The sequence below is a fragment of the Flavobacterium sp. genome (genome assembly GCF_023151265.1).
Lineage (GTDB): Bacteria > Bacteroidota > Bacteroidia > Flavobacteriales > Flavobacteriaceae > Flavobacterium.
Genome location: NZ_JAKLJH010000081.1, coordinates 1 through 18,325, shown reverse-complemented (window position 1 = coordinate 18,325; position 18,325 = coordinate 1). Strand labels below are relative to the sequence as shown.

The following is an 18,325-nucleotide window of genomic DNA, read 5'->3' as shown; positions in this document are numbered from 1 at the left end:
CCATCCAAGAAACAGCACCAAATTCTTGTAACGTAGGACGCGATTGTAGGGTAAATACCAAACCAATGATAAAACCCGTAACGCTCACCAACAACAAGGAACGGTTTCCGATGTAAAAACACTGACGTAAGAGTTCTTTGAATTCGTAAGGTGGTTTCCAAAATTCTTTGAAAAAGCGCCCTGCAAAGTAGGAGAGTTCGCCCACTTCGATGAGGAAGTTTTGTAAAGCTTCAGTAAGGTTGTCGAAATATTTTTTCATGAAGCATCTTAATTACAACCAAATATAGTGATTTTTAGTCAGATAAAACATGATATTTGTAAGAGTTGTAGTAAAAAATAGGAGTTGTGGTGGAGTCGGATTTTAAAACAATAGCTTTAATTTAGCTTTTTAATTTGCTTATCAAAATCGGAAATTATTTTTTGCGTTTTATTAAATACTTCATATTCTTTAATAGCTTTTTTATCAGCTTGGAGTTTAGAAATGGTTCCTTTTCCTTCTAAAATTTTATAGTCGTTGAAGGTTAAAAATCGATTGACACTTTCTGCTAATTGTTCCATAGTGAATGTGTTTTCTCGTTCGATTAAGCCTTCAATATAATCGAAATACGAAGTAACTGTTCGTTCTAATTGTTTGATTTCTTTTTCATCTAAGTAGTTTTTAGCGATGACAACATCCTGCTTTAAAATTCTGCCATCAGGAGCATTTTTCCAAGTTGTCAAACCCATATTTTCAACTTTTTTGTCTGCTTTTTTGTGAATGATTTCGGCAGCTGTATTTCCTGTTATAGCAAAATGAAATTTATTCTGAATCATAGCATAAAAGTTCTTGGTTATTTCGGCATTTCTGTCATAATCTAAGCAACATTCTGCAAAAATGTCGGTGACTTGTTGGTAAATGCGACGTTCACTTGCTCGAATAGAACGAACGCGTTGTAATAATTCTTTGAAATAATCTTTCCCAAAGATTGCCTGACCTTGTTTTAAGCGATTATCATCTAAAACAAAACCTTTAATAATATATTCTTTTAATGCTTGTGTTGCCCAAATACGAAATTGTGTTGCTTTAGCCGAATTTACTCTATAACCAACAGAAATAATGGCATCGAGGTTGTAATACTCTAAATCTCTATTTACTTTTCGATTACCTTCTGTTTGAAGTGTTCGGATTTTCCGAACAGTTGAAATTTCATCTAATTCGTGAGTAGTGTAGATATTTGTTAAATGCTCGCTAATAGTTGATTTTACTACACCAAAAAGCTCAGCAATTGCTTTTTGAGTTAACCAAACCGATTCGTCTTGCAATAAAACATCAACCCGAATTTCACCAGTAGGAGCGGTGTATAATAAGAATTTTTTTAAACTGTCCTCCATAGATATTTCATTAGAAATTCATTTTCATAAGCTTTTATTTCAGTAACATAATCACAATCAAATATACTGAATTATTTATCACTTGCCAATTTACATTTGTAAGAGTTGTAGTAAAAAATCCGACTTGTGGTGGAGTCGGATTTTGTTTGTTTTGTGGGTGTGGATTATGGACTTGTGATGTAGAGCTTTTATCCTGCTCTATATTCAAATTGGTTTATTTTATATATTATTTCTTCTAATTCATTGTTTTTTAAGTTAACAATATTCAATTTTTTTAATTTATGGGTTATAAAAATTATATTTTTTTCAATAGTTAAATTTGATTCAGATTGTGAAAATTCATGTTGTAAGTCAATAATGATGTCTATTGTTTCAATACTTGTTTTCTCAAAAAGTTCTCGTTTTAGATTATTATAAACCCAAACAGTTTTTTCTTCATAATCCATTTCATTGAAGGCTTTAGTATAATCGTCACCTCCATGAAAATTAATATCTAATACAGTCAATGAATATTTTATTTTTTGATAACCTTTCCATGGTAATTCAAATCCCCACCAACCAAATAAAATTGTCAAAATCGAATATTTGATACCAGGCAAAATTGTACTTTTCCCTTCAGGAATTTCATAAACTTTTGAAATTCCATAATAAGAATACAAAAAGATATTTATACTTGTTCTATATGTTCGATATTTGATATTATTCTCCATTTTATAATGTTTTCCTATGATTTACAATACTGAAGGCTAACGTTCAGTCTCTTCACTTATTTGCTATCGGAATGAAATATTTTAAGTTATGGGCACGGATTATAAATCCGCGCTATCGGGGTTTGAAATACTTATTGTCAAGGTTTATTAACTTCATTTTTATTTATTAACTTTCTTATTTCATCATCTTCTCTTCCAAGTCTGTCATAAAGTAATGTTAGATTTTGTTCAAAAGGAGGTTGGGCGATGTCGATATACCAGCTAATTTTAATTGAATTAATGTTTTTGCTTAATCTATCAATGAATTGAAACCATCCATCAGTTGATTCAGTAATAGTAAACTTTTCATTGTCATTAGTGAAAACGTCCATACAAATTTCATCATAGGTTATTAAATCAATTTTATAGCCATAAACAGTTTCAATGTCGCTCCAATTATAATATTTTATGATTTGTTCATTAGTTATCTCAAACCCTTTTTCATCATAATCAAATATTCCTGTACGATATTGAAATTCTTCATCTCTTTTTGATAGAATTTCTTTGCCAATTTTTGATTTGTAGGTTACAAAAATATTTTTTGGATTTAAAAGTCTAGCTAATATAAATATCCCACTTAATCCAAAAAGTATTATAACAATCCAAAAATGAGTTTGCTTATAATTTCCGACCCACAATGTAGAAAATGTAAAGATGAAAGAAATTATTACTAAAATTATCTGTTTGGTTTTACTTTCCCAAATTACATTTTTTCCGTTATAAGTTTCTTTTGTCATAATATCGTACTGCTATTTTGTGTATTGTTTTGTGGGCACGGATTGTAAATCAGCGTTATCGAGTTTAATCAAGCTCCTTATTAATCTTATCTTGTTCTTTATTCTGATTGTACTTTTCAATGTCGCGTTTTGCTTTATTCCCATATTTACGAGCATAATGGGCTCCAATTAAAACCACGATAAGAAATAAAATTTGTTGTGTCATTGTTGTAATTCTTGGGATTCCGTGTTATCGGGTTTTTAGCTTTATTTTAATTGTCATGAAAAGGGATTCGAGTGGGAGCGGGAGACTTATTTTATATTATTTTCTTCAAGTAATTCATCAAGTGCTTTAGCTCCCCAATTTTCATTCAAACTATTATTACGTTTTCTAACTTCTAGAATTTCTTTATTTATATTCAAATCATTAAATTCAATCAATGTTATAATTATATCCAGATATATATGGGGATTATTAGCATTTTCTAATCTATCAAACAGTGGTTTAATAAATATTCTTTGTTGATTTACTTTTGAAGTATATAGTGGTAAATTGTGAACATCAGCTTTTCTGATTTGTTCTTCGATAATTTTGTTAGATAATTCTATATCATTTGCTGTTATAATATTTAGTAAATATTCATAAAAGTTCTCTGAGTCTTCTACTTTTTCTAAATTAGGAATGAAATTAGATTTTTGAATTTGATAATCTTTCATGAGCTCTTTTTTGGTTAATTCATAAGCTCTTGAGGGGTTTAAAGAAAGTAAATATTTATAAGATTGAAGTGTTCTATGATTTTCTTCTTCCCATATTTTCCAAAGTAAGTCATCATAAAGTTTATTTTGATACTCTAAAATTGCGTCAAAAACAAAATCAATGTGATATTCTTTAATATTATTATGTTCAACATCTGTAAATGGAATTTTTAATAACTCTAACGCTTTTTCATTTTTAAAACTGGCAATAGCTTTATAAAGCTCTCTCCATTCTTGACTGAAATGAGTTTTACTTAAAGTTTTTCTCAAGTGAGTTTCAAGTATTGGTAAATATTCTGGTCTTAAAAATTCTTGCATGGCAACGTATGTATAGAAATATCCACTTTCTTTGTTTTCGTAGTCTAAATTTCGATTGTTGATAATAAGTTCGATGTCTTGTTCATTTTGATATTTAGCTAAAGTAATTAAAGCACTTTGGTTATTTTCTTTAATTACAAGTTCGCGTAATTTTGGATAAAGTCTTTTTGTTGGTTTAGCATTAGCTATAGCTTTATATCTTGAGGATAATTTATTAGGTTTATAAATTAATAAGCTATCTAATTCAATCATTTCTTCTGGATTTAATTTATCTGAATGTAAATCAATATATTGGGGTGTCATAATTTGGATAAAAAAATCACCAACCATTTCTTGTCTTCCAATACAACCAAATTGAGTATTTATAAATTCACTATCATTTAAATGATTTATAACAATTGGGAAAATATTAATTTTTTTGATGTGGGATAATGCCCAAAAAGAATAACATCTAACAACACCATTTGGGTGATTTGTTAACTCAATAAGTTCATCATTTGTCGCAGTTATTTTTAGTTCTTCAAAATTATCCCATTGTTTAGGTTTCATTCCAGATTCATAAACAGCCGAGCTCATTAATTCATTTACTTTCTCGATTTTCTTTACTACTTTTTTAGTTTTGTTTGAAATTAATTTACCATTATATACAGTTTGACCGCTAGAAATTAATGCAGTAAATAAAATTATTATTGTAAGAAGTATTTTCATCTTGACTATTTGTTTAATATCAATATTATTGAATACATATAATCTTAAGTTTATGCATTAAATAATCGATTAATATATCTTTTCTTTCAAATATAATCAAATTTTCCTACAAACCCTTTCCAAGTTATCCAAAAAAAATCCGATCTGTTTTCACAAATCGGATTTCTCTATATATTTAGTACTTAAAACTTCGTACCTCATACTTATAAGTGAATTACTTCACCGTAAGCATCAGCTACAGCTTCCATAACCGCTTCACTCATGGTTGGGTGAGGGTGAACTGCTTTTAAGATTTCGTGTCCTGTAGTTTCTAATTTACGGGCTACAACTGCTTCTGCAATCATATCGGTAACACCAGCACCAATCATGTGGCAACCTAACCATTCACCGTATTTTGCATCAAAAATTACTTTTACAAATCCGTCTGGAGTTCCCGCTGCTTTTGCTTTTCCTGAAGCTGAGAAAGGGAATTTACCAATTTTCAATTCGTATCCTTTTTCTTTCGCTTGTTTTTCAGTCATACCCACAGAAGCAATTTCTGGAGTTGCATACGTACAACCTGGGATATTTCCGTAATCTAAAGGCTCAACGTGTAAACCTGCGATTTTCTCCACACACAAAATACCTTCAGCCGAAGCTACGTGAGCTAAAGCTTGTCCTGGCGTTACATCACCAATTGCGTAGTAACCTGGAACGTTAGTTTGGTAATAAGCGTTAACTAAGATTTTATCTCTATCGGTAGCAATACCGGTTTCTTCTAATCCGATGTTTTCGATGTTGGTTTTAATTCCAACCGCTGATAATAAAATATCGGCTTCTAAAACTTCTTCTCCTTTTGCTGTTTTAACGAATGCTTTTACGCCGTTTCCAGAAGTATCAATTCTTTCCACAGAAGAGTTCGTCATTACGTTAATTCCTGCTTTTTTCAAAGAACGCTCAAATTGTTTTGAGATGTCTTCGTCTTCTACTGGAACTACGTTTGGCATGAATTCAACAATCGTAACTTCAGTTCCCATTGCATTATAGAAATGAGCAAACTCAACTCCAATCGCACCCGAACCCACTACAATCATTTTCTTTGGTTGTTCAGGTAATGTCATCGCTTGGCGGTACCCGATTACTTTTTTACCATCTTGTGGTAAGTTAGGTAATTCGCGAGAACGTGCTCCTGTTGCAATGATGATATGATCTGCTGAATATTCAGTAACTTTTCCGTCAGCAGCAGTTACGTCTACTTTTTTACCTGGTTTTACTTTTCCAAAACCATCAATAACGTCGATTTTGTTTTTCTTCATTAAGAATTGAACACCTTTGCTCATTCCTTCTGCAACATCACGAGAACGTTTTACAACGGCGTTGAAGTCTTTATCAAATTCCTTAACGGTTAATCCGTAATCTGAAGCATGTTTTAGGTAATCAAAAACTTGAGCCGATTTTAATAATGCTTTCGTTGGAATACAACCCCAATTCAAACAAATTCCACCCAAATTTTCTTTTTCGATAACGGCTACTTTGAAGCCTAATTGTGATGCTCTAATAGCAGTTACATAACCACCAGGACCACTTCCTAAAACAATGATATCGTATTTCATTTTTAAAAGTATTTCAGTTTTATTTATAAGTTGCGAATTTAAGGAATTATTTTAAAAGTTTAAACGCAAAGTTTGCAAAGTTTTACGCAAAGAAACGCGAAGGAAATCTGTGATTATTTTAACCAAAAAGGACACTAGGAACACACAAGGAACACAAAAATAATCTGCGATTATCCATTCAATCCGCGTTATCTGCGTTCTAATAACTTGAAACCTGAAACTTGAAACTCAAAACTACTCAACTTCCACAGCAAACTGCGAATCGTACAATTTCTTATAATAACCATTTGGTTTATTCACCAATTCGCTATGTTTACCGAATTCTACGATTTGGCCTTTGTCCATTACGATGATTTTACTCGCGTTGATAACGGTTGCTAATCGGTGAGCGATTACGATAGAAGTTCTATCTTTTGTAATGGTTTCCGTTGCTTTTTGAATCAATTCTTCGGAATGCGTATCGATAGAAGAAGTCGCTTCATCCAAAATTAAAATACTTGGATTACTCACATACGCTCTCAAAAAGGCAATCAATTGGCGTTGGCCCGAAGATAACATCACTCCTCGTTCTTTTACGTTGTAATCGTAGCCTTCTGGTAAAGACATAATGAAATCGTGCACGCCAATTTTCTTAGCGGCTGTAATGACATCTTCTCGAGTAATAGCTTCGTTATGTAGTGTAATGTTATGATAAATCGTATCAGCAAACAAGAAAACATCTTGCAACACAATAGCAATTTGCTTGCGAAGACTTTCTAAGGTATATTCGTTAATATTTCTGTTATCAATCGTAATTTCACCCGAATTAATTTCGTAAAAACGATTCAATAAATTGATAATAGTCGATTTTCCAGCACCCGTACTTCCCACAATAGCAATGGTTTCACCCGGTTGGACTTCTAAATTGATGCCTTTTAAAACTTCTTCGTTTTTGATGTAACTAAAACGAACGTCTTTCAATTGAATCAACCCTTTAAAATGCGTTGCTTCAACTGTTCCGTTATCTTGAACGTTTTCTTCTTTTTCTAAAATTTCAAAAACTCTATCTGCAGCGATAATTCCCATCTGCATCACGTTGAATTTATCCGCAATTTGACGCAATGGGTTGAATAACATGTTGATTAACATTGTGTAAGCAAACAAATCTCCCACAGTAGTCAATGTGTCTCCATTTATGATGGAAATTCCAGCGTAATACACAATTGCACCAAGGGTTAATGAAGAAACGATATCGGCAATAGGGAAGAAGATGGAGTTGTACAAAATGTTTTTCAACCAAGCTACGTTGTGTTTCTGGTTGATTTCTTTGAACTTTTCTAATTCAATTGCTTCTCTGTTAAACAATTGTACGATTTTCATTCCTGTTAATCGCTCTTGTACAAAGGTGTTTAGGTTGGCTACTTCGTTTCGAACTTCGTTAAAAGCGACTTTCATTTTCTTTTGGAAAACATCGGTAGCGTATATTAAAACGGGCATTGCAGCTAAAACAATTAGTGATAATTTCCAGTTCATGAAAAACATAATTCCCAAAATCACAATCATTTTAAGCACGTCACTCACAATCATAAACAATCCTTGACTGAAAATACTGGCAATAGATTCGATATCGGAAACCGAGCGTGTTACTAATTTTCCAACAGGTTCATTATCAAAATACTTCATTTTAAACGAAGTAATATGATGGAATAATTTTTCGCGAATGTCTTTAATAATGTCTTGTCCGAGCCAGTTTGCCCAATAGGTAAAGTAAAACTGCGCTAATACTTCTAATAAAAGTACCACCGCCATAATGATTACATATAAAAGTAATCCGTTTTTGTCTTCGGGTTTGATGTATTCGTCAACCGTTTGCTTTAGTAAATAAGGTCGCGCTGCTGCGAAAATAGAAAGTAAGATAGCCCAAACTATTACCCAATTGAACCTTTTTTGGTAAGGTTTCGCATAGTGCAATACTTTTTTTAGTGAATTGGATTTGATGAGCTTCATTTATCTATTTTCTATATTCTGTGTTCTATTTTCTAAAATCTTTTTTTGTCTTCAATGTATGGATATGTCACATTCACCAAATACAATCCATGTGCTGGAACTGAAAATCCGGCTTTTCCTCTATTTTTACTTTCGATAATCGTTCTTAAATCAGCGACTTCTATTTTGCCTAAGCCAATATTTACCATAGTTCCCACAATCGCTCTTACCATATTTCGCAAAAATCGATCGGCGGTGATGGTAAAGATAAGCTGATTTCCCGATTGTTTCCAATACGCTTCCGAAATTTTGCAATTAAACGTATTCACATCGGTATGTACTTTCGAAAAACACTCAAAATCAATGTATTCGAATAAGATTTTACATGCTTCATTCATTTTATCCAAATCCAAATGATGCGAATGATACCAACTTCCATCAGTAATAAACGCATCTTTAAACGTGTGGATGTAATATTCGTAGGTTCTCGAACTCGCATCAAAACGCGCATGAGCCTCATCAGCTACTTTAAAAATACGATACACTACAATCGACGGCGGTAAAAACGAATTCAATTTGTGTGACCAATAGTCGGAATCCAATTCTAATTCGGTATCAAAATGCGCATACATTTGTTTGGCATGCACGCCAGAATCGGTTCTTCCGGCACCTACAATTGCGATAGTTTCTCTGAAAAGGGTAGAAAGCGCCTTTTCCAAAGTTTCCTGTACCGAAGCGGCGTCAGGCTGACTCTGAAATCCGTGGAAGTTTTTTCCGTTGTAGGCAAATTCTATGAAATATCTCAAAATTGGGTGTTCGGTTTTCTTAAATAGCTTGCAAATTTACAAAATTCAAAAGTAAAGTTCCTTTCAAATTATGATAATAAAAACTTAATTTTGTCTTATGAAGAAAATTCTATTGTTATCCGACACGCACAGTCACATTGATGATGCCATTTTGAAATACGTCAACCAAGCCGATGAAGTTTGGCATGCGGGCGATATTGGCGATTTAACTGTTACCGATGCGATTAAAAAATTAAAGCCTTTACGAGGAGTTTACGGTAATATAGACAATGACAAAGCAAGAATGGAATTTCCTTTAAATAATCGATTTTTCTGTGAAGGTGTTGATGTTTGGATTACGCATATTGGCGGTTATCCTGATAAATATAATCAAGCAATTCGAGCTGAAATCACTAAAAATCCTCCGAAATTATTCATTTGTGGACATTCGCACATTCTAAAAGTGCAATTTGATAAAAAACTTAATTTGCTTCACATGAATCCAGGCGCTTGTGGGAAATATGGTTTTCACCAAGTACGAACCATGTTGCGTTTTGAAATCGATGGCGATAAAATCCAGAGTTTGGAAATTATTGAGCTTGGGAAGAAATAGTGTTCAGTATTCAGTCGCAGTTTTCAGTTTAAATAAACAAAAAAATCCGAAACTTTCGCTTCGGATTTTTTCTTCGCACTAATAAACTAAGATGATAGGTTTATCGTAATCGATCAACAGATTTTACGAGATCTTCGTCCTTTTTAATTGCCTTGTTGGCCAAGACTAATAAAACGATAGAAATTGCAGGAAGAAACATCCCAATACCCTTCTCTGAAACCATGGTTTCTCCGGATAAGTTTAGCGAGCGATACACAAAAAATCCTAGTAAAATAAAGTTAAATATCATGTTCAATCTGTTTAACACAAATTGATGTTGTCTCTTTTTAAAATTGATAATACTAAAAACCGCTAATAAAGCTGAAACCACGAAAAAAATGATATACAATAAAGATGAAGTAAAAAACACTTCTTTTTTATCGGTTGTTGTCCATAAAGAAAACACAAATGGCAAAGCACCCATCGCAATAGCGCTGATAGCCATATAAACCGTTTGAATTCTTTGTATCATTTTGAATTGATTTGTTGAGCAAAAATAGTATTTCTTTTCAATTAAAACTATTGTTATATTCAAATTTATTCGTATTATTGCATTGTATTAGTCGTAAGTACTTCATTCTGCGACACCTTACACCTCAAAAAAAATCTATCATTTTTTTGTTTTAACCCTATCAACAATTTTATTCAACTTATATCCATGTTTGATATTGAAGTATTAAAGGAGATGAAACTCTCTGATTTGCAAGAGATTGCAAAAGTTGCGAAAATCAATAAATACCGTTCGCTAAAAAAAGACGATTTGGTATATATGATTTTAGATTTGCAAGCAGCTAAACCAGAAGTTATTAAATCAGATTTAGCTCCTGAACAGCCTACTGAGCAACCGAAAGAAAAAAGAGCGCGAATTACTCCAAAAAAAGAAGTTAACCAAGCGCCAAAAATCAAAAAAGACTTGTTTTCAAAACCTTTGAAAGATTTACCAGAAGATATTGTTCCTAAAGTAACTGAAAAAGTAGAAGAAGAAATCAAATCTGCTGAAACCAAAGCAGTTTCACCAAAGCCAAATGATAAGCTACCTCGTAAAGATTTTAAAAATAAGAAACCTTTACCAAATAAAGAAGCTACTAACGAAGATGTAGCTAAAATTGAAAAACCTGTAAAAGAAGTGACTACTACAGAAACTTCTCAGAATGATAAAAATTTGCCTAGAAATCCAAATCATAAGGCAAATCAAAATAACCCCAACCATCCTGATTACAAAAAAAGTAATCCTACCGAAGGAAGTAATGGAAACAATGGGAACACTACAAACACCAACAAAAATCCACATCAAAACAAAAAACAAAATTTCAGAGAGCCTGATTATGAGTTCGACGGAATTATTGAAAGTGAAGGAGTTTTAGAAATGATGCCTGATGGTTACGGATTTTTACGTTCGTCAGATTATAACTATTTAGCATCTCCAGATGATATTTATTTGTCAACGTCTCAAATTCGTTTATTTGGATTGAAAACGGGTGATACCGTAAAAGGAGTAGTACGACCTCCAAAAGAAGGAGAAAAGTACTTCCCATTAGTAAAAGTATTAAAAATCAACGGTCACGACCCACAAGTCGTGCGTGATAGAATTTCTTTTGAACATTTAACGCCAGTTTTCCCAACAGAAAAATTCAATTTAGCAGAGCGCAATAGTACGGTTTCAACTCGTATTATTGATTTGTTTTCGCCAATTGGAAAAGGACAACGTGGTATGATTGTAGCCCAACCAAAAACGGGTAAAACCATGTTGTTAAAAGATGTTGCGAATGCTATTGCGGCTAATCATCCAGAAGTTTATCTAATTGTTTTATTAATTGATGAACGTCCAGAAGAGGTAACCGATATGCAACGTAGTGTTCGTGGTGAAGTAATTGCTTCAACTTTCGACAGAGAACCACAAGAGCACGTTAAAATTGCTAATATTGTATTAGAAAAAGCAAAACGTTTAGTAGAATGTGGTCACGATGTAGTGATTTTATTAGACTCGATTACACGTTTAGCAAGAGCATATAATACAGTTCAACCTGCATCAGGAAAAGTATTGAGTGGTGGTGTTGATGCGAATGCATTACAAAAACCAAAACGTTTCTTTGGAGCGGCTCGTAATGTAGAAAACGGAGGATCGTTAAGTATTATCGCAACAGCATTAACAGAAACCGGTTCTAAAATGGACGAAGTTATCTTCGAAGAATTCAAAGGGACAGGAAACATGGAATTACAGTTGGACAGAAGAATTGCCAATAAACGTATTTTCCCTGCAATCGATTTGGTTTCTTCAAGTACGCGTCGCGACGATTTGTTGTTAGACGAAAACACCATTCAAAGAATGTGGATTATGCGTAAATACTTAGCTGATATGAACCCAGTAGAAGCTATGGATTTCATCCACGAGATGAAAATCGGAGTTTTTTTTATTTTAGCCTTTCCAAAATCCCTTTTCGTTTTATGATGTTTTTGTAATCCCACTGAATTTCTTTTGCTTTTTTTAGCCAATTTTCTAAATCGGTACTATTAATTTCGTCAAAAGAATTATAAAAAATAGAAGCATCTTGAAATTTACCTCCTAAAATATTTAGTTTAGTTTCTTCAAACGATTTTCCACTCCAAAACATCAATCTAATACCTTTCTTTTGTTTGCTGTAACCCACAATCGGATTACCATTTAAAAACCAAACAGGATGTGCGTGCCAAATTTTATTTTCAGCTTCAGGTAAATATAAGTTGATTTGTTCTGCTAATAAATTACAAATCAATTTGTCTTCTGCTGATTGCGTGTAATTGTAAGTTTGCACATCTAAATTCATAAGAAAGTTATTTCAATCAAATTTAATAAAAACTCCGAGAAGTCTCGGAGTTTAATTATAGTTTTATTTTGAAAAATAAATTTAAAAAATCTGTGTCATCTGTGTTCCAAAAAATTAAAACCCATTCACAATAGCTAAAAAGTCATCTGCTTTTAATGCGGCACCACCAATTAATCCACCATCGACATCAGGTTTTGAGAAGATTTCTTTGGCGTTATCTGGTTTTACACTTCCTCCGTATAAAATGGTTAAGTTGTCTGCAATGTCAAAGCCATATACTTTTTCAACTAAAGTTCGGATGAATTTATGCATTTCTTGCGCTTGTTCTGGTGAAGCCGTTTCGCCTGTTCCAATTGCCCAAACCGGTTCGTAAGCCAAAACAATATTCGCCCAATCTTTCTTCTCTAAATGGAATAATCCATCGCGTAATTGATTCTCAACAATATTAAAATGATTATTAATTTGTCGGTCTTTTAATTCTTCCCCAAAACAGAAAATAATTCGCATTTCATGTTTTAAAGCTGTATCCACTTTACTAGCTAATAAAGCATCAGTTTCATGAAAATAAGCACGTCTTTCGCTGTGACCCAAGATTACAGTGTTTACTCCAATATCAGTTAACATAGAAACTGCAATTTCACCTGTAAAAGCACCACCTTCCGCTTGGTGCATGTTTTGAGCGGCTACTGTAATTCCTTTTCCATTCGTAATTTCAACTGCTTTTGATAGGTTGACAAACGTTGGAGCTACAATGATTTCAGTAGTTGTATTTGGTTTTTTCGCTATAATTTCTTCTACTAATGCAACCGTTTCTTTTTGAGTTTTGTGCATTTTCCAGTTTCCGGCAACGATATTTTTTCTCATTGAAATTTCATTTTTAATAATTTCAAAAGTACTAATTTGTTTGTTTAATTAGTATTTTTTGGTCACCTCATTGTAATAAATTTACGCAAAGGTTTGCGAAGATTTGACTATTTATTTAACCTTGTTTAATACCTCTTTTATTTTGTCAAAATCTTTTTCTATGGCTCTGTATAAAACAATTTTACCGGTTTTGTCTACAATTAAGTATCTTGGAATCCAATCTACATCTAATGATTTTCCAAATGTTCCTTTCATGTTATCACCAATGAAATAATTCTCACCTTCCACTTCATGTTTTTCGATTCCTTGAATCCATTTTTCAAATGTTTTGTCAAAGGATAAGTTTACAAAAACAACGTCTTTACCATAAGTTTGGTTTAATTTTTTTACTTCTGGCATTGCTTTGATACAATCCGAACACCATGAAGCCCAAAGTTCTATAAATATTGTTTTTCCTTCATGTTTTTTTACTATTTCTTGAAAAGTAATTGGTTGATCATTTGTTGTTTTTAAAACATAATTAAGACTTTCATTTTTAAATGTACTTTCTTCTTTTTGAGCACAACCTAAAGTGCTGATTAGCATGGTTGCTAAAACGAATATTTTTTTCATAGCTTATTTTTTTAATTCCGAATACGGTTTTTTTATTAATTTTTTAAATTCAGCGCCATTGAATTTATTTTCGTTGATGCCGTCGTAGTATTTGAATTCGTTACCATTCCATAGATATTTTACTCCAGGAGTATCTCTTCCAGTGCCTAATTCGGTCCAGAATGGAATCACATCAATCATTTTGTATGGGAATTTCGTTCCTGCAAATTCAAAGAAAGTTGGAATTTTCTCTGGTTCTTCGTTCATGAAAATCACGTAAACAGGAGGGAAGTTCTTGTCTTTTTTACGCATTTCATTCAATTCTTTTGCGGTATCCATACAATGGTCGCAACCTGGAACAAAATAGCACAGAATCTTTTTATCGGTATCAATACCAGCAAAATATTTCTCGTAACCTGATTTTACTTTTTTAGGAGCGTCTTCGACTTTCTTTTCTTCTGCTTTTTTAATAGTATCTTTAGTGATTTCAGCCTTTGGCTCTTCAACAGTTAATAAAGCACTAGAATCTGCGATAACGCCTAAATTTTCTTGAATTTCAGAAGTTGGTTCTTCCATAGCTTCTGCAACTGGTCGAATAGGAGCCACCATAAAAAGTGCTAAAATACAACCTAAAGCAACCGATTTTAACAACCAAAAATTCGATTTTCCATCAGCAGGTAGTATTTTGAATAACCAAATTAACAATCCAATAGCAATGATATTTTTGATAATGGCTTCTACTGGTGTCATTGGAATTAATTCTCCAAAACAACCACAATTCCCTGCATTTCCACTTACAAATGTGGTGTAACTTAAGTGAATTGTGAAAACCGCTAATAACAAAATCGTAGCTGGAATTGTGATTTTTTTCAAGTAATCTTTTAATAAAATTGCAATTCCTAGTGCGAATTCAATTCCTATTAAAATTCTTGAGAAATAAGGTGCAAAACCTTCTGAAAATCCTAATGGATACAATTGTTTTACTTCAAAAGTGGATATCGCAAAATAAGGCGATGGATATAATTTGGCTATAGCCGAAACAATAAATAAGGCAGAAATAATTAGGCGTAAAATCCAACTTAAGTTTTCTTTTTTCATAGTTTTTAAATTACTCGTAATAAATTACAAATTATAAGTTTTCGGAACACAGATTGAAGAAATTTAAATAATTTTTAAAATCTTTTTATTGAGATTTTGATGATTTAGAAGTTCAGGTTAAACTACTCGGTGTATCTCAAAAAAAAAAACTAATTCAAAAAATCTCTGTGTAACTCTGTGTAATAACAAAACAAGAACGCTAAAATACAACTTACAAAAAAGGTAATGTGTTAACGACTTGTTATTTATTTTCCATTAAAATCAAAGCGAAAACCGAATAGTTAATCATGTCTTGGTAATTGGCGTCAATTCCTTCAGAAACTAAAGTTTTACCTTTGTTATCTTCAATTTGCTTCACGCGAAGTAACTTTTGAATGATTAAATCGGTTAAAGAACTGATTCGCATATCGCGCCAAGCTTCGCCATAATCATGATTTTTGTTTTCCATTAAGGCTTTGGTTTCAGCTATTTTTTCATCGTACAATCTAACGGCTTCATCAGCTGACATATCAGGTTGACTCGCAACTCCTTTTTCCATTTGAATCAATGCCATCGCACAATAATTAATGATTCCAATGAATTCTGAAGCTTCACCTTCGTCCACTTTTCGAATCTCATTTTCTTGTAAACTACGAATTCTTTGCGCTTTAATGAAAATTTGATCAGTTAATGAAGGTAAACGTAAAATACGCCATGCAGTGCCGTAATCATGTGCTTTTTTTGAAAATAAATCGCGACAAACCGCTATAACTTTATCATATTGTTGAGAAGTATTCGACATTATTTGCTTTATATTTGTGTGAGAATTTTCAAAAGTAAGGAATTAACTCAAAATTGAAAAGAAATAAAGATGAATATCAATTGCAACGGAAATTTAATCGATTTATCAACTCCAAAAGTAATGGGGATTTTAAATGTGACGCCCAATTCGTTTTACGATGGTGGCAAGCACAAAGAAATCAATTCGATTATTCATCAGGTTGACAAAATGCTTTCGGAAGGAGCTGATTTTATTGATATTGGAGCTTATTCGAGTAAGCCAAGTGCCGAATTTGTCTCGGAAGAAGAAGAAATCAAACGTCTGGTTCCGATTGTGAAATCATTGGTTGAAACGTTTCCCAATATTATTTTATCGGTAGATACATTTCGAGCTCAAGTCGCGAAAGCTTCAGTAGAAAATGGCGTAGCGATGGTAAATGACATTGCAGCAGGTTTGTTAGATGATAAAATGTTGGAAACCGTTGCCGAATTGAAAGTGCCGTACATCATGATGCACATGCGTGGAAATCCTCAAACGATGCAAAGTTTGACGCAGTATGATGACATTGTAAAAGAAATGATTTTCTATTTTTCGGAGCGAATTCAAAAGGCGAGAAGCTTTGGAATTTCGGATATTGTGATTGATCCTGGATTTGGTTTTGCCAAAACATTGGAACAGAATTACGAAGTATTGCATAAAATGGAGTTGTTCGAAATGTTAGAATTGCCATTACTAGCTGGAATTTCAAGAAAATCGATGATTTATAAAGTGTTGGAAAATTCGCCACAAGAAGCCTTAAACGGAACTTCGGTTTTGAATACAATCGCTTTACAAAAAGGAGCTAAAATTCTCCGAGTTCATGATGTTAAAGAAGCTGTTGAGTGTATAAAATTAGTTAGTAAATTAAAATAAAGAATGAAGAAATTAGTTGCTATTGTTGCCTTAATGGGTTTGTTTTCGTGTAATAACGAAGAAGTATTGTTACCTCAAGAAAGTGTTTCGGTTCTAAAAGAAATGACCGATCATTCTCCTATTTATATGTTTTTTAAAACCGAAGAAAATCCAGATATCAAAGAAAAAATAGATACGATTGTAGAAGTGAATCGAAAAAATTCAATTTCTTCAACCAATTGGGTTTTTAATATCGACAAACGTTTGCCGTTGAAATTAGTCATTCCAGAAGTGATGAATTTACAAGACAAAAAGAAACGCAGTTCGCATTCGAAAGAAGGAACTATGAACGTTTTTACCTATTCAGATAGTGTGGCTAAGACTTTGGCTTTTTTCCCTTTTACGGATGTTGAGTTTAAATACAGCAAGCATTTTTCTAAGTTTTTTATTAAAAAACACGCCGAGCATTATAGAAACTTCCACAATTTTACTGTGAATTTCAATAAAGACAACAAAATTACCGTTGACGGAAACGATGTTTCAAGAGAAGAGTTTGTCGATTTCATCAAAGAATTTGCAGACTTTACAAGTGATGGGAAAATCACGATGCTACATTTGAATTTCGATAATCGCTTAACGTATGATCAATACATTCAAAATAAAATTTTAGCTTGGAAAGCTACGAATAGTGAAATTCAATTATCTTCTTTTGAGTTTGTTTATGATGAGAAGAAGTTGCCGGAATGTGGGTGTAAGTTGTAATTTCAACTCACATTCCAAAAAAATACTTTTTAAAGAAATTTAGTTTACTTAATTTAAAATAGAGATAAAGGAACAGTAGTTCAAATATAATAACTATTACATAGAAGCTAAGAAGGTTTTGTTGTTCTACAACATAATAATTTTTTATATCGTTAGTAAAAAATAGTTTTGCTAGAAGTATAGGAAAAATATGCCATAAATAAAGTCCCAAAGAGTTAGTTCCAAACCATTTAACTTTATTGTTTAAGTTTGTTTCAGTGTTAGTGTAATAAGAGAAGATAAATATAACTAAGAGTGAATTAGATATTAAGTAAATAAATTTGTTTGCGATAAAATGTAAATTTAATAAATGGAAACCATTTAATATAAAAAATGGAATCATAACATAAATTAGCTTTTTAGGTTCTGCAATTTTATAATTTTTTAATGTACTGCCTAGAATGAAGAAAAAGAAAAAATGGGGTCTTACTACGTGTTGTATAATTCTTAAAAGTTTACTTAAATATCGTATTTCTGAGTGTAAATAAGTGAATTGCTCCAGAAGTAAAAAGAATATTGAAATAATTAAAGATATAACGACTATTTTTTTTGTTTCAATTTTTAGCTTTAAAAAAATCCAATAAACTATTATAAAACATAAAAAACTAGGTATAAACCACAAGTGATAAAAAGTATTTATAAACGTGAAATTTATTATATCTTGAAAATAGGAATTTGTTGGATTAAAATAGAAAAAGAAGTTAAAATAACAAAAGCTTGCTATTAGAAAAGGAATTAATATTCTGTATTTATAGTTATTAAAGACATCAATTATTGAAAAATGAGCTAATTTGTTGGTGTTTAAAAGAAATCCAGTTAGACCAAAAAATAAGGGCATGTGAAAACTATAAATGAAATATCTAATTTCATTATCTTGAAGACTTCCTTGTAAAATATGGCCTAC

General features: G+C 32.2%; 20 protein-coding genes. 4 read left to right on the top strand and 16 right to left on the bottom strand.

Going from position 1 to position 18,325, the window contains the following annotated elements:
- The 9 genes from L6Q46_RS08780 to truA all read right to left on the bottom strand — a co-directional run.
- Positions 1-259, bottom strand: a 259-nt coding sequence (locus L6Q46_RS08780; RefSeq protein WP_291283988.1) for an ABC transporter permease, incomplete at its 3' end; no start/stop codon positions are given.
- A 116-nt stretch (positions 260-375) separates the two neighbouring features.
- Positions 376-1,371: a virulence RhuM family protein gene (locus L6Q46_RS08775; protein WP_291283987.1), complete on the bottom strand. Its 996-nt coding sequence runs from the start codon at positions 1,369-1,371 to the stop codon at positions 376-378.
- A gap of 188 nt (positions 1,372-1,559) precedes the next feature.
- Positions 1,560-2,081, bottom strand: coding sequence for a hypothetical protein (locus L6Q46_RS08770; protein ID WP_291283986.1), 522 nt, complete (start codon positions 2,079-2,081; stop codon positions 1,560-1,562).
- Between the two features lie 137 nt (positions 2,082-2,218).
- The gene (locus L6Q46_RS08765; RefSeq protein WP_291283985.1) at positions 2,219-2,857 is read right to left on the bottom strand and encodes a hypothetical protein; all 639 of its coding nucleotides are present in this window, start codon (positions 2,855-2,857) and stop codon (positions 2,219-2,221) included.
- A gap of 64 nt (positions 2,858-2,921) precedes the next feature.
- Positions 2,922-3,062, bottom strand: a complete 141-nt coding sequence (locus L6Q46_RS08760) for a hypothetical protein (protein WP_291283984.1) — start codon at positions 3,060-3,062, stop codon at positions 2,922-2,924.
- An 86-nt stretch (positions 3,063-3,148) separates the two neighbouring features.
- On the bottom strand, positions 3,149-4,618 hold the full coding sequence (locus L6Q46_RS08755; protein ID WP_291283983.1) for a hypothetical protein: 1,470 nt from the start codon (positions 4,616-4,618) through the stop codon (positions 3,149-3,151).
- 203 nt (positions 4,619-4,821) lie between these two features.
- Complete coding sequence (gene lpdA, locus L6Q46_RS08750) at positions 4,822-6,210, bottom strand: dihydrolipoyl dehydrogenase (protein ID WP_291283982.1); 1,389 nt, start codon at positions 6,208-6,210, stop codon at positions 4,822-4,824.
- A 234-nt stretch (positions 6,211-6,444) separates the two neighbouring features.
- Positions 6,445-8,196, bottom strand: a complete 1,752-nt coding sequence (locus L6Q46_RS08745; protein ID WP_291283981.1) for an ABC transporter ATP-binding protein — start codon at positions 8,194-8,196, stop codon at positions 6,445-6,447.
- 32 nt (positions 8,197-8,228) lie between these two features.
- Positions 8,229-8,981 carry a tRNA pseudouridine(38-40) synthase TruA gene (truA, locus tag L6Q46_RS08740; protein ID WP_291283980.1) on the bottom strand — a complete coding sequence of 251 codons (753 nt, stop codon included), beginning with the start codon at positions 8,979-8,981 and terminating at the stop codon, positions 8,229-8,231.
- A 97-nt stretch (positions 8,982-9,078) separates the two neighbouring features.
- On the opposite strand from truA, the gene L6Q46_RS08735 reads away from it, so the two are divergent.
- Entirely contained in the window at positions 9,079-9,573 is a 495-nt protein-coding gene (locus tag L6Q46_RS08735; protein WP_291283979.1) for a metallophosphoesterase family protein, read from the top strand.
- A 100-nt stretch (positions 9,574-9,673) separates the two neighbouring features.
- On the opposite strand, the gene L6Q46_RS08730 is transcribed toward L6Q46_RS08735, so the two are convergent.
- Positions 9,674-10,084, bottom strand: coding sequence for a DUF4293 domain-containing protein (locus tag L6Q46_RS08730; RefSeq protein WP_291283978.1), 411 nt, complete (start codon positions 10,082-10,084; stop codon positions 9,674-9,676).
- A 186-nt stretch (positions 10,085-10,270) separates the two neighbouring features.
- Between L6Q46_RS08730 and rho the strand changes: the two genes are divergently transcribed.
- Positions 10,271-12,061: a transcription termination factor Rho gene (rho, locus tag L6Q46_RS08725; protein ID WP_291283977.1), complete on the top strand. Its 1,791-nt coding sequence runs from the start codon at positions 10,271-10,273 to the stop codon at positions 12,059-12,061.
- On the opposite strand, the gene L6Q46_RS08720 is transcribed toward rho, so the two are convergent.
- From L6Q46_RS08720 to L6Q46_RS08700, 5 genes are all read right to left on the bottom strand, one after another.
- Positions 12,024-12,416: a DUF1801 domain-containing protein gene (locus L6Q46_RS08720; RefSeq protein ID WP_291283976.1), complete on the bottom strand. Its 393-nt coding sequence runs from the start codon at positions 12,414-12,416 to the stop codon at positions 12,024-12,026. The genes rho and L6Q46_RS08720 overlap by 38 nt on opposite strands.
- 114 nt (positions 12,417-12,530) lie before the next feature.
- Entirely contained in the window at positions 12,531-13,280 is a 750-nt protein-coding gene (gene tpiA, locus L6Q46_RS08715; protein WP_291283975.1) for a triose-phosphate isomerase, read from the bottom strand.
- A gap of 111 nt (positions 13,281-13,391) precedes the next feature.
- Complete coding sequence (locus L6Q46_RS08710; protein WP_291283974.1) at positions 13,392-13,892, bottom strand: TlpA disulfide reductase family protein; 501 nt, start codon at positions 13,890-13,892, stop codon at positions 13,392-13,394.
- Positions 13,893-13,895: 3 nt separating this feature from the next.
- Positions 13,896-14,969 carry a MauE/DoxX family redox-associated membrane protein gene (locus L6Q46_RS08705; protein WP_291283973.1) on the bottom strand — a complete coding sequence of 358 codons (1,074 nt, stop codon included), beginning with the start codon at positions 14,967-14,969 and terminating at the stop codon, positions 13,896-13,898.
- 241 nt (positions 14,970-15,210) lie between these two features.
- A complete protein-coding gene (locus tag L6Q46_RS08700) occupies positions 15,211-15,750 on the bottom strand; it encodes a DUF1599 domain-containing protein (protein ID WP_111567601.1) in 540 nt (179 codons plus the stop codon).
- Between the two features lie 69 nt (positions 15,751-15,819).
- Between L6Q46_RS08700 and folP the strand changes: the two genes are divergently transcribed.
- Together folP and L6Q46_RS08690 are read left to right on the top strand one after the other, a co-directional pair.
- On the top strand, positions 15,820-16,641 hold the full coding sequence (folP, locus tag L6Q46_RS08695; RefSeq protein ID WP_291283972.1) for a dihydropteroate synthase: 822 nt from the start codon (positions 15,820-15,822) through the stop codon (positions 16,639-16,641).
- Between the two features lie 3 nt (positions 16,642-16,644).
- Positions 16,645-17,382 (top strand): hypothetical protein, encoded by a 738-nt coding sequence (locus tag L6Q46_RS08690; protein WP_291283971.1) that lies wholly within the window; start codon positions 16,645-16,647, stop codon positions 17,380-17,382.
- Between the two features lie 7 nt (positions 17,383-17,389).
- Here the strand turns inward: L6Q46_RS08690 and L6Q46_RS08685 are convergent.
- On the bottom strand, positions 17,390-18,325 hold a 936-nt coding region (locus L6Q46_RS08685), incomplete at its 5' end, for an acyltransferase family protein (protein ID WP_291283970.1).